This window comes from Collimonas fungivorans (assembly GCF_001584145.1).
GTDB classification, from domain to species: domain Bacteria; phylum Pseudomonadota; class Gammaproteobacteria; order Burkholderiales; family Burkholderiaceae_D; genus Collimonas; species Collimonas fungivorans.
Map to the genome: position 1 here is coordinate 4994835 of NZ_CP013232.1, position 11998 is coordinate 5006832.

14 protein-coding genes and 1 tRNA gene are annotated in these 11998 nt (G+C 58.3%); 7 read left to right on the top strand and 8 right to left on the bottom strand.

Going from position 1 to position 11998, the window contains the following annotated elements; translation table 11 throughout:
- Positions 1-56: 56 nt before the first annotated feature.
- The 3 genes from obgE to rplU all read right to left on the bottom strand — a co-directional run bounded on the left by obgE (position 57) and on the right by rplU (position 2045).
- Positions 57-1166, bottom strand: coding sequence for a GTPase ObgE (obgE, locus tag CFter6_RS21845; RefSeq protein WP_014007872.1), 1110 nt, complete (start codon positions 1164-1166; stop codon positions 57-59).
- A gap of 271 nt (positions 1167-1437) precedes the next feature.
- Complete coding sequence (rpmA, locus tag CFter6_RS21850; RefSeq protein WP_061541704.1) at positions 1438-1695, bottom strand: 50S ribosomal protein L27; 258 nt, start codon at positions 1693-1695, stop codon at positions 1438-1440.
- A 38-nt stretch (positions 1696-1733) separates the two neighbouring features.
- A complete protein-coding gene (gene rplU, locus CFter6_RS21855; RefSeq protein WP_038493216.1) occupies positions 1734-2045 on the bottom strand; it encodes a 50S ribosomal protein L21 in 312 nt (103 codons plus the stop codon).
- Between the two features lie 299 nt (positions 2046-2344).
- Between rplU and grxD the strand changes: the two genes are divergently transcribed.
- Positions 2345-2656, top strand: a complete 312-nt coding sequence (gene grxD, locus CFter6_RS21860) for a Grx4 family monothiol glutaredoxin (RefSeq protein ID WP_014007875.1) — start codon at positions 2345-2347, stop codon at positions 2654-2656.
- 8 nt (positions 2657-2664) lie between these two features.
- The gene (locus tag CFter6_RS21865) at positions 2665-3276 is read left to right on the top strand and encodes a UbiX family flavin prenyltransferase (RefSeq protein ID WP_061541705.1); all 612 of its coding nucleotides are present in this window, start codon (positions 2665-2667) and stop codon (positions 3274-3276) included.
- A gap of 48 nt (positions 3277-3324) precedes the next feature.
- Here the strand turns inward: CFter6_RS21865 and CFter6_RS21870 are convergent, their stop codons facing one another.
- The 5 genes from CFter6_RS21870 to CFter6_RS21890 all read right to left on the bottom strand — a co-directional run bounded on the left by CFter6_RS21870 (position 3325) and on the right by CFter6_RS21890 (position 8432).
- Positions 3325-5178, bottom strand: a complete 1854-nt coding sequence (locus CFter6_RS21870) for a M61 family metallopeptidase (protein ID WP_061541706.1) — start codon at positions 5176-5178, stop codon at positions 3325-3327.
- Between the two features lie 2 nt (positions 5179-5180).
- Positions 5181-5639, bottom strand: coding sequence for a DUF3429 domain-containing protein (locus tag CFter6_RS21875; RefSeq protein WP_014007878.1), 459 nt, complete (start codon positions 5637-5639; stop codon positions 5181-5183).
- 121 nt (positions 5640-5760) lie between these two features.
- A complete protein-coding gene (locus tag CFter6_RS21880; protein ID WP_061541707.1) occupies positions 5761-6369 on the bottom strand; it encodes a nucleotidyltransferase family protein in 609 nt (202 codons plus the stop codon).
- Positions 6370-6444: 75 nt separating this feature from the next.
- The gene (locus CFter6_RS21885; RefSeq protein ID WP_061541708.1) at positions 6445-7176 is read right to left on the bottom strand and encodes a DsbC family protein; all 732 of its coding nucleotides are present in this window, start codon (positions 7174-7176) and stop codon (positions 6445-6447) included.
- A gap of 11 nt (positions 7177-7187) precedes the next feature.
- On the bottom strand, positions 7188-8432 hold the full coding sequence (locus tag CFter6_RS21890) for an FAD-dependent monooxygenase (protein WP_061541709.1): 1245 nt from the start codon (positions 8430-8432) through the stop codon (positions 7188-7190).
- Between the two features lie 173 nt (positions 8433-8605).
- Between CFter6_RS21890 and CFter6_RS21895 the strand changes: the two genes are divergently transcribed.
- The 5 genes from CFter6_RS21895 to CFter6_RS21915 all read left to right on the top strand — a co-directional run bounded on the left by CFter6_RS21895 (position 8606) and on the right by CFter6_RS21915 (position 11989).
- Positions 8606-8681: transfer RNA gene (locus tag CFter6_RS21895), tRNA-Phe, on the top strand.
- A gap of 293 nt (positions 8682-8974) precedes the next feature.
- On the top strand, positions 8975-9715 hold the full coding sequence (gene minC, locus CFter6_RS21900; protein ID WP_061541710.1) for a septum site-determining protein MinC: 741 nt from the start codon (positions 8975-8977) through the stop codon (positions 9713-9715).
- A gap of 114 nt (positions 9716-9829) precedes the next feature.
- A complete protein-coding gene (gene minD, locus CFter6_RS21905; RefSeq protein WP_061541711.1) occupies positions 9830-10645 on the top strand; it encodes a septum site-determining protein MinD in 816 nt (271 codons plus the stop codon).
- Position 10646: 1 nt separating this feature from the next.
- Positions 10647-10898, top strand: coding sequence for a cell division topological specificity factor MinE (gene minE / locus CFter6_RS21910; RefSeq protein WP_038493233.1), 252 nt, complete (start codon positions 10647-10649; stop codon positions 10896-10898).
- 401 nt (positions 10899-11299) lie between these two features.
- Positions 11300-11989, top strand: coding sequence for a response regulator transcription factor (locus tag CFter6_RS21915; RefSeq protein WP_014007885.1), 690 nt, complete (start codon positions 11300-11302; stop codon positions 11987-11989).
- The last annotated feature ends 9 nt before the right edge of the window (positions 11990-11998 follow it).

Consider the following 11998-nt stretch of genomic DNA (forward strand, 5'->3'; position numbering starts at 1 on the left):
AATAGACCGATGGAGAGAGACTGATTTCTCCGCAGCCATCGGTGCCGGATACTTGCTTAGTCGAGTATCTTGAAGCGAGGATCGTCCGGATCGATAGACAAGATGGCTTGCGCTTCGACCACCATGTGCGTCTCTTCCGAGCGGGTTTCCTGCTGGCGTTTCTCTGCCAGGTAACCGTAGATTTCCGTTACCAGCTCAGGGCAGCCGTCGCGGTTCAGCGCGGAAATTTCAAACACCGGGCCTTTCCAGCCGAAACGCTTGATGAAGTCCTTGACGCGCTTGACGCGCTCGCCTTCCGGGATCACGTCGATCTTGTTGAGGACCAGCCAGCGCGGCTTGTCGAACAGCGACTGGTCGTATTTCTTCAGTTCCTTGACGATCGCCTTGGCTTCCTTGACCGGATCAACCGTGTCTTCGAACGGCGCCAGGTCGACGATGTGCAGCAGCAAGCCGGTGCGCTGCAAATGCTTCAGGAACTGGATGCCGAGTCCGGCGCCTTCCGCCGCGCCCTCGATCAGGCCCGGGATATCGGCGATCACGAAGCTCTTTTCGTGGCTGACACGGACCACGCCCAGGTTCGGATGCAGCGTGGTAAACGGATAGTCGGCGATTTTCGGGCGGGCATTCGACACCGCGGTGATGAAAGTCGATTTGCCGGCATTCGGCTGTCCCAGCAGGCCGACATCGGCCAGCACTTTCAGCTCCAGCCGCAATTCGCGGCGCTCGCCTTCCTTGCCGTCGCTTTTCTGGCGCGGCGCACGGTTGGTCGAGGACTTGAAATGGATATTGCCCCAGCCGCCCTCGCCGCCCTTGGCCAGCAACACTTCCTGGCCGTGGTCGGTCAGGTCGGCGATCGCTTCGCCGGTGTTGACGTCGACGATCAGCGTGCCGACCGGCATGCGCAGCTTGATATCGTCGGCGCCCTTGCCGTAGCAATCCGAACCGCGGCCGTTTTCGCCACGGCCGGCCCGGTGCATCTTGGAGAACCGGTAATCGACCAGGGTATTGATGTTACGGTCGGCCACGGCCCAGATACTGCCGCCTACGCCGCCATCGCCACCGTCAGGGCCGCCGAACGGGCGGAATTTTTCACGGCAAAAACTCGCAACCCCATTGCCGCCATCGCCGGCAATGACTTCGATTTTTGCTTCATCTATAAACTTCATTCGAAGGTCCTAATGAGGTTGGAGGTTAAATTCTTATTGAAAGCCACAGGTAACTTTACCGATTTTTGGCGATCGTTGCAGCCTAGGCCGCAGCTTGTATTGCAATAATGCCATTGCTTCAGGCATAACTCGCCGCCAGCGGAATAGACACGCTGCGTGTTCCGGTTAGCCAGAGCAGTGTTTTACGACCAGAAACTAAAAAGGCTCCACCAGCTGGCAGAGCCTTTCGCAGCAAGGCTGACGCCTTGCCTGTGTCGACGCTTAAAGAAACTTAAGCTGGTACGACAGTAACGTAGTTACGCTGTGTAGCGCCTTTGGTTACGAATTGTACTTTGCCTGGAATCAGTGCGAACAAGGTGTGATCCTTGCCCATGCCAACATTTTCGCCTGGATGCGTCTTGGTGCCGCGTTGACGAATGATGATGCCGCCGGCGTTGATCGCCTGGCCACCGTAGACCTTGACGCCAAGTCGCTTTGACTCTGAGTCACGGCCGTTGCGCGTAGTGCCGCCGCCTTTTTTATGTGCCATTTAAAACTCCTGGTATCTGGTTAAGCCGACCGACGCAATTAAGCGTTGATCGAAACGATTTGAATTTCGGTGTAATTTTGACGATGGCCTTGATGCTTCTGATAATGCTTACGACGACGCATTTTGAAGATCTTGACTTTATCGTGGCGACCTTGCGCCAATACCTTAACCGACACCGTAGCACCTTCGACCAGCGGTGCACCAAACTTAATGGTGTCACCAGCGCCAACTGCGAGCACTTGATCAATAGTGAGTTCGGTGCCAATGTCTGCAGGTATCTGTTCTATTTTGAGTTTTTCGCCGGCAACAATCTTATATTGTTTGCCACCGGTTTTTATGACCGCGTACATATGAAACCTCATCGAAATGATTGAAGACTATTAAAAAAATTTCTTTCCTAAAACACCATATTCAGCGATGGAAAAGCATGAAATCACTGGGCGGAATCGGGAGAACCTGAGATTGTACATGGACTTGGCGCTTTCGTCAAAATCTCTTGACAAGTGCGGAATTCACCACACTTCTGCGCTTCCGCCGGGCAACCCCAGCCAAATCTTGCCTCACGGCCACTCGCAGTCGCAGTCTCACCAGCAGCACAGCGGCCTTTTTCATATAATGGCGGTATTCTGAAACTTTTTAAGGTATTGCCATGAGCGATGTACAAGCGTGGATCAAGGAAACCGTGACCAGCAACCCGGTGGTGCTGTTCATGAAAGGAACCGCGCAATTCCCCCAATGCGGATTTTCCGGTCGCGCCATCCAGCTGTTAAAGGCTAACGGCGCCGAAAACATCGTCACCGTCAACGTCCTGGAAGACCCGACCGTACGCCAGGGCATCAAGGACTATTCCAACTGGCCGACCATTCCGCAGCTCTACGTCAACGGCGAATTCGTCGGCGGCTCCGACATCATGAACGAGATGTCTGACTCCGGCGAACTGAAAACCTTGCTGACGGCCTGAGACCCCACGTGGTCTCACCCAGCCGCCCAGCTGCAGACGCCGCGCCGCCGCGCCGCCTGATTGTCGGCATTACCGGCGCCACCGGCGTGATTTACGGCGTGCGGCTGCTGCAGCTGCTGCGCGACATTCCCGGCGTCGAAACCCATCTGATGATTTCCGACGCCGGCGTGCTGAACCTGCACCAGGAACTGGAGATGCGGCGCAAGCAAGTCGAGGCGCTGGCGCACGTGGTGCACAATGTGCGCGATATCGGCGCCGCCATCGCCAGCGGCTCGTTCCAGTCGGATGGCATGATCGTCGCGCCCTGTTCGATGAAAACCCTGGCCGCGGTCGCCAACGGCCTGTCCGACAACCTGATCACGCGCGCCGCCGATGTCGTCCTCAAGGAGCGCCGGCGGCTGGTCCTGATGGTGCGCGAAACGCCGTTCAACCTGGCGCACCTGCGCAACATGACCAGCGTCACCGAAATGGGCGGCGTCATCTTCCCGCCGCTGCCGGGGTTTTACCACCGGCCGCAAAGCATTGCGGAAATGGTCGACCATACTCTGGGACGGGTGCTCGATCTGTTCGCCATTCAGCATGCGCTGACGCCACGCTGGAATGGCTTGAAAGCCGATTAAAAAAAGCCGGACAACTGCTCCGGCTTTTTTTGCTCAACCCTGCCCGGCTTAACGGCCGCTGCGCCCGGCCAGCCAGGCGGTACGCAGCGCCGGCACCAGCGCCGGTTTTGCTTCTGCCTGCAGGCCGATTTGCGGTGCACTATCCGCCAGCAGCCTGACACGGAAAGTCATCAATTCATCGCGCCGGAAAGCATGGACGACGACACTGTCGCCGACCCGGTAACGCGCCAGCAACGCATCCACACTGTTAGGCACACGAATGCCGTCGACCGCCACCAGCACGTCGCCCGCCGACAAACCGGCGCGATGGGCGGCGCCGCCTTCGTACACGTTGGCCAGCTTGCAATCGCCGCCGTTGCGCGCGGTGCGTACGCCGAGCGACGGCTTGCCCGGCTTGCGGCTATCGTTGAGCACGATGCCGGTCGGCGCCAGCAATTTCGCCAGCGGCAAATCGTCGGTTGCGCGCACATAACGATCGAAGAAACGTTTCAGCTTGAGGCTGCTGACTTCATCGAACAGGGCTTCGACCGCGGCCTCGCTGACGCCGCGCCCGCTGGAAGCATCGCCGGCATAAAAATCGCGGCCGTATCTTTGCCACAAGGCGCGCATCACATCGTCCAGCGACTTGCGGCCCTTGGTCTCGCTGCGGATTGTCAGGTCCAGCGCCAGCGCTACCAGCGAGCCCTTGGTGTAATAGCTGACAATCGCGTTCGGCGCGTTTTCATCCTGGCGATAATATTTGACCCAGGCGTCAAAGCTGGATTCGGCCACGCTTTGTTTATGCCGGCCGCTGCCGAGCAGCACACCGTTGATGGTCTTTTCAATCAACTTGAAATAGGCAGGCTGGTCAATCAGGCCGCTGCGCAACAGCATCAGGTCGTCGTAGTAACTGGTGAAGCCTTCGAACAGCCACAACAGCGGCGTGTAATTCTCCACCTGCAGGTCATAAGGCGCGAACGCCGCCGGCTTGATGCGCTTGACGTTCCAGGTATGGAAGTATTCGTGGCTGCACAGGCCGAGGAAAGTGCGGTAGCCGTCGCTCATGTCCGCCTGGCCCTTGACCGGCAAATCGGCGCGCGCGCAAATCAGTGCGGTAGAGGCGCGATGCTCAAGGCCGCCATAACCGTCGCCCACCGCCAGCGTCAGGAATACGTAGCGCTGCATCGGAGCGCGCTTGGCAAACTTGCTGCCGGCCGGTTCGAAGAAGCTGATCTGGGTTTCGCAGATCTTTTTCAGGTCGGCGCTCAAGCGCGCCAGGTCCAGGTTCGGGACATTGCCGGTGATCGCAATTTCGTGCGGCACGCCGTGCGCTTTGAAAGTCGCCAGCTGGAAAGTGCCCATTTCGACCGGATGGTCGATCAACTCGTCGTAGTTGGCGGCGACATAACTGCCGAAAGAGCCGCGCTTGGCTTTCAGCGTCGGCAGCGCGGTAGCGATGCGCCACGCTTCGTACGCTTCGCCTTGCGGACGCTGGATGTCCACGACGTGCGGCGCATTTTCCTGGCCGACCGCGCGCAGGAATACGCTGGTGCCGTTGAAAAAGCCGTGGGTCTGGTCGAGATGCGCGGTGCGCACCGACAGGTCCCATGCGTACACCAGATAATGCAAGGTCAGCGGTCCGTCGCATGGCGCCGCCTGCCAGGAGTGCTTGTCGAGTTTCTTGAGGGTGATCTTGCGGCCGTTCGACTCGGCGCGGATCTGTACGATATTGCGCGCAAATTCGCGGATCATGTAGCTGCCCGGGATCCAGGCCGGCAAGGCGACGATCTGCCCCACCGCAGCCGGCTCGGCAATACTCAGGGTAACGGCAAACAGATGGGCGGCAGGATCGGCTGCGATGATGCTGTAGCTTAGAGCGCCGCGAGCCGACTTGGCGCCTGATTTTGCAGTACTTTTTTTCATCTCTATCCTCGAACGTTACCGGCAATCACGGTCAGCATCAGCGCCGCCACCGCCACACATGTCAATCTGAAACGCAATTCAATGAACCAGGTCGGCAAGCCGTACCATGGGAACAGGCGCTTGTCGGCCTGGTAAGCCGCAATAAACCCGGCAATCAGCAAGGCGAATCCGAAACCACCGGCCATGGTCGAGAACCAGGCGATGCTGGTCGGCGCCACGCCCCAGATCAGGGCCTTTTTTGTATGATCGGCCGACAGGTCGGCGCGCAACACCACTGCACCCCAGTGTATCCCGCCGAGAAAAGACAGGGCGGCGATGCCATAGGCCAGCTGTCCGCGGATAAAATCGCGCAGCCAGTCGGTGTTGACCAGCCAGCACGCCAGCGTCAGCAGCACGAACGGAATCAATCCGGCATAACCGAGTAAATGAATAATACGTTTGTTCAGGAAATGTGGATTCATCTGGAGGCTTCGTCAGGAGAAACAGCGCTGGCTGCGCAAAAAGACGATAGTGTAGCGGGATTGCGCCCGGCAGGCCCGGCCTCGGTCGCCTGGCGCTGAAAAGTACGGCGGATTGCCGGCTTCAGGCCGTCGATTGTCGTATATCGGCGACGGTGTCGATGTCCTGGTGGATGCCGGGATCATCCACCGCCACTTCAACTACGGGATACGACTGCAACAGACTGCGCGCGCCATGGTCGCCTTGCAGCGCCAGCAGCTGCGGCAGGTGCCGGCGGCTGAAGCCGACCGGATTGCCGCGCCGGCCGAGGCAGGTCGGCACCGCAATGCCGGCGCCTTGACGCAACGCCGACGCCAGTGCCTGGATGGTCGCCGCCTGCACATAGGGCATGTCGGCCAAGGCAATTACCCAGCCTGCGGCATCTGCGGTCTGCTCCAGGCCACAGAGCAGCGACGCCGCCATGCCGTCATCGGCGGTTTCGCATGGCACCCAAGGGTAAGCGGCAACTTGTGCAGCCAGATCCGGGGCATCACCGCGCAACACAACACAGATGGGCAGGGCCGCGGCCAGATTGCCGGCAGCAGTCGCCAGCACCGTCCGACCATCGGCGGTCGGCAACGGTTGCAGCAATTTGCTGCGCGCACCGCTCGGGTCAAAACGCCGGCCGCGGCCGGCGGCCAGCAGCAGGCCGACGATTTGGCCGCTTATTTGACCGCTTACCTGTCCGCTCATTTGCTTGCTATTTGGTTGAACACCCATGACAGGTTTCAGGGAGAAGTCGCGCCTGCCGGATGGCAGGCGTCTGCTTCATTTCAAAGAACTGAATTTCGCTTCCATGGCTTTCGCATCGATCCAGCCTGGCGTACGGGAACCATCGGCAAAAATGATGGTAGGCGTGCCGGTCACGTTCAATTTCTGGCCGAGCGCCAATACCTTGTCGTTCGGCGCCTGGCAGGCTGCCGGCGCGGCGGCGGCGGCTTTGCCGTCGACCATCAGGTCGGTCCAGGCCTTGTTGCGGTCGGCGCTGCACCAGACATTGCGGGCCTTGACGGCGGAATCCTCGGCCAGGATGTTATACAAGAAGGTGTACACGGTAACGTTGTCGACTTCCTGCAACGTGGTCTTGTGGAAGCGCTTGCAATAGCCGCAGTTAGGATCTTCGAACACCGCGATCACGCGCTTGCCGTTGCCTTTGACCTTTTTCATGGCCAGCTCCAGCGGCAAGTCCGAGAACTTGACCTTGCTCAGTTCATCAACCCGCTCGCGGGTAAAGTCGCGCGAGGTCTGGGCATCCATGATGCGGCCGACGAACACGTACTTGGCGGCGGCATCGGTATAAAAGATATCGTTGCCGACGCGCACCTCAAACAAGCCTGAATATGGAGTCTTGGTCACTTCATCGACCTTGACGTTGTCTCCCAGGCGCGGCTCTATCAGTTTCTTGACCGCGGCTTCCTGCAAGGTCTCGGCGCCGGCAGCGCTTGCCCACAAACCCATCAGGGCCGCCAGGGTTGTCAATACCACGCTTGTTTTTTTCATCGTTGTTCCAGTTATTCTTTGTCAGCTGTCCGACCCAAAGCGTGGGCCATCAATTGTCTTTTTAAGACCGGTACTTTATCCAGCAAGTTCAACCCGGCATTGCGCAGCAAACGCAAGGGTCCGAAATCGAAGCCAAACAGCCGCTCCAATCCATCGGTCGTCATTTGCATCAGGACTATTTCTTCCTTGCGCGCGCGCGCATAACGCGCCAGCACGCCGGCATCGCCGCAATCCCGGTGGGCGCCGCGCTCGGCCAGCACCTGGACCAAAGCCGCGACGTCGCCGAATCCAAGGTTCATGCCATGTCCGGCCAGCGGATGCACCACGTGGCCGGCGTCGCCGATCAGAGCGACACGCGGCGCCACCAGCGCATGGGCCCTCAGCAAGGATAACGGAAATGCTTGCGCCAGCTCCGGCTGCAGGGGCTGCAACTGTCCCAGCTTGTCGCCGGCCAGCGCCGTCAGCCGCGCGGCCAGTTCCGACAGGGGTTCGTTTAATAATTCAAGCGCCAGGGCCTCCGGCGCCGACCACACCAGGGATACCCTTTGCCCAGGCAACGGCAGCAAGGCGACAATGCCCTCGGTTTCGGTGAACCACTGGCAGGCAATGCCATGGTGCGGCCGCTCGCACGAGAAATTGGCGACCACGCCGCGCTGTTTATATGAGCGGTAATCGATCCCGATCTGGCATTGGCTGCGTACCCAGGATTGGGCGCCGTCGGCGCCCACGACCAGCGCAGCGCTGACAGTTTCGCCCGATTCCAGCTGCAGCGCCGCCGCATCCGCAGTTACTTGCAGAGACTTGATGCGGCTGCTGAGCAGCCGCACGTTCGAAGAAAATTTCAGCGCCGCATCCAGCGCCTGGTTGAGATTGCGGTCTTCCACAATCCAGGCCAGCGCATCGACCCGCGCGCTGTAAGCGTCAAATGCAAGATTGCCGGCGGCGCTGCCGGTCCCGCCTTTGATCGCCATGCCTTCCACCGGACTTATCCGCTCAGGATCCAGGGCGTCCCACACCTTGACCGTCGACAGCAGGCTGCGCGCCACATGATTCAGCGCATAGACGCGCGTGTCCCAAGCCTCCGGCGCGGCAACCGCCGCCGGCGGCGGCATCCCCAGCAAAGCGACGCGCAAACCTGCCTGCGCCAAAGCCAGCGCCGCCGCCTTGCCGACAGCGCCATTACCGACGATGCAAATATCGTATTTCGCCATCGGCGCGGCACCGGCATTTTTCGAGATTGATGCGATATCTTTCATGCCGCCATTATAACGACTACGCCCGCAAAGCCCTGTGCGCCCCGTTAAATATGGGTTTCCACGCATCCAGGCTTGGAGTTGCCGCTCACAAATCGAGCAAGGCAAAGTTTTTTCAAGAAGTTTCAACAAGGGGCTTTGCGGATCGAAAATGTTTTGCTATACTCCTGTCCCTTGGCCTGGTAGCTCAGTCGGTAGAGCAGAGGATTGAAAATCCTTGTGTCGGTGGTTCGATTCCGCCCCGGGCCACCAAAAACAGAAAAAGGGCTTAGCTTCGGCTAAGCCCTTTTTGCATTTGCGGCGCATTGCGTAACAGTGAAAACCCGTGAAAATCCCCGGCTCAGGCCGAGTGCGGCGGCATGAAGGAACAACAGCCCAGCTATGCTTTTTTCGTGATCTTCCCGAGATTTGGTAAGATCGCAAAACAGGACAATATTTTATATACCCTTAAGCAAACAGATAAGCGAACCATTTGCCGCCTAAACGTTCTATAAACCAATCCATCAGCATTTTCCGCTTTGGTTGCCTATATACCTCACTGCTTTATGCTCAAAAACAAATCCCGCAAGCCGATTGAAATAAAAATTGCAACCGTGGTGGCCGTATCCGCCATCTTGCATGATTCAGATCCGATGGCGCTGGAAGCCGCTTTGCAGGAGATGACCGGCGGCAGCGCCGACTTCTTTGACAATGAATTTGCCGTCATCGATGTCGCCGCACTGGGGCCGGACCGCTCGCCCATGGACTGGCCACAACTGATAGAACTGCTGAAAAAATATCGCCTGAACGCAGTTGCCGTACGCAATGCCCCGGCGGAAATGGAAGCCGACATCATCGCCAGCGGCCTGAGCATCGATCACGTCGTTGCGGCGCGCCAGGAGCCTGCCGCTGCAGCCCCGCCGCCCGCCGCACCGGCCGCCGCGCCTCCCAAGGCTGCCGCCAGCACCATGATCATCGATACACCGATACGTGCGGGGCAGCGGATCTATGCGCGCGACGCCGACCTGGTGATCACCGCCACAGTCAACAATGGCGCCGAAATCATCGCCGACGGCAGCATCCACGTCTATGCGCCATTGCGCGGACGCGCGCTGGCGGGCGCCAGCGGCGATACCTCGGCGCGCATTTTTGCCGCCAGCATGGAGGCCGAACTGGTCTCCATCGCCGGCGTCTACCGCACTTTCGAAAACGGCTTGCCGCCGGAACAAAAGGGCCAGCCGGCACAAATTCGCCTGAGCGGCGACAGGATTGACGTACTATCGCTCAATTCCGCGTCGCGTAATTAAGGGAATCTGCTCGTTACATTAACCGTTTTATCTAATCAGTTGAGGACAGAGTAATTCGTCGCACGGCGGCGACTCTTAAACTCTGTCCCGCAATGCATAACAAAGGAGCTCTTCGTGGCAAAAATCATCGTTGTTACGTCCGGCAAAGGCGGGGTTGGCAAGACCACCTCCAGCGCCAGTTTTGCATCGGGTCTGGCCATGCGCGGCCACAAAACCGCTGTGCTCGACTTTGACGTCGGCCTGCGCAACCTGGACCTGATCATGGGCTGTGAACGGCGCGTGGTGTACGATCTGATCAATGTGGTCAACAAGGAAGCAACCTTGACCCAGGCCTTGATCAAGGACAAGCATTGCGAAAACCTGTTCATCTTGCCGGCTTCGCAAACCCGCGACAAAGATGCTTTGACCGAAGAAGGCGTGGAGACCGTCCTCAACGACCTGGTGAAGATGGATTTCGAATACATCATTTGCGATTCGCCGGCCGGCATCGAACGCGGCGCCGTGATGGCGCTGACGTTTGCCGATGAGGCGATCGTCGTCACCAACCCTGAAGTATCGTCAGTGCGCGACTCCGACCGCATCCTCGGCATCATCCAGGCGAAATCGCGGCGCGCGCAAAACGGCGGCGAGCCGGTCAAGGAACACCTGCTGATCACCCGCTATTCGGCCAAACGCGTCGAAGCCGGCGAAATGCTGTCGTACACCGACGTCCAGGATATCCTGCGGATTCCGCTGATCGGCATCATTCCTGAATCGGAATCGGTGCTGCATGCCTCCAACCAGGGCAATCCGGCGATTCATATCAAGGGCAGCGATGTCGCTCTGGCCTACGAAGATGTCGTCTCGCGCTTCCTCGGCGACGACGTCACCCTGCGCTTTACCTCCTATGAAAAACCGGGTTTCCTGCACCGCATCTTTGGAGGGAAATAACATGGCATTGCTCTCGTTCTTGTTTAACAGCAAGCCTAAAACAGCATCGGCCGCCAAGGAACGCCTGCAGATCATCATTGCCCGCGAGCGCAATGGCCGCTCGGGCCATGATTTCCTGCCGGCGCTGCACAAGGAGCTGATCGAGGTGATTTCCAAATACACCAAGGTCAATGCCGACGACATCAAGATTTCTCTGGATCGCCAGGGAAATCTGGAAGTGCTGGATGTCAACGTGGTGCTGCCGGACGCGTAACCCGGCATTTCTGACTGCAGCTGAATTCAGCGCAATGCCGCGCTAGCCGCGCCGGCCGCAATCCGTGCAGCGACCGGCCAGGATCGCAGGCCCGGACAGGCTCTCGTTATTGAGCGCCGCTGGTGGAATTTTACAAATCCCGTCATACACTGTATGACAATCGCATGTATCGCCAGACAAATACCGCTTCGGTTAAAGTCTTGGCATGGGCTTTGTCAAACACATCCGGCACCACTGAATTATTTAATTTTTTGTGGCAATTGAAAGACACTGGAAATATATAGAATATTTATCTACAGCAATGTAGCAATAAGATTAATATAGTCCATGTATTCGTCCTTGTATTCGCCACAACACCGATGCCGGCCCCCAGCGCTGAAGTCACCTAACATATATAAAATATGAGAATTGCTGTCCTTGATGACGACCCCAGTCAAACCGATCTAGTTTGCCAGGTGCTCACATCCAGTGGGCATATCTGCCATCCATTCCAGAGCGGCAAAGAAATACTGAACCAGCTGCGCCGGGAAAGCTACGACATGCTGGTCCTGGATTGGCAGGTTCCTGATCTCAGCGGCCCCGAGGTATTGCGCTGGGTCAGAGACAAACTTCCCAAAACCATTCCGGTGCTGTTCATCACCAGCCGTTCCGGCGAGGATGACATTGTCGAAGGCCTGGCCGCCGGCGCCGACGACTACATGATCAAGCCGATCCGCCGCAGCGAGCTGGTGGCGCGCGTGCAAGCCTTGTTGCGGCGCGCTTATCCGATCCAGAATTCGAGCGAACAGATCGTATTCAACGATTACCTGTTTGAAACACGCTCAGGCCGCCTGACCCTGGCCGGCAAGCCGATCGAGATCACGCAGAAGGAATTCGACCTGGCGCTGTTGTTTTTTCGCAACCTGGGCCGCCCTCTGTCGCGCGCCTATATCCTCGAAGCCGTATGGTCGCGTGATGTCGACATTCCTTCCCGTACCATGGATACCCACGTCTCGCGGGTGCGGAGTAAGTTACAATTACGACCAGAAAACGGCTATCGACTCGCTCCGGTTTATAGCTACGGTTATCGACTAGAACAACTAACAGGATAAGGCGCGTTT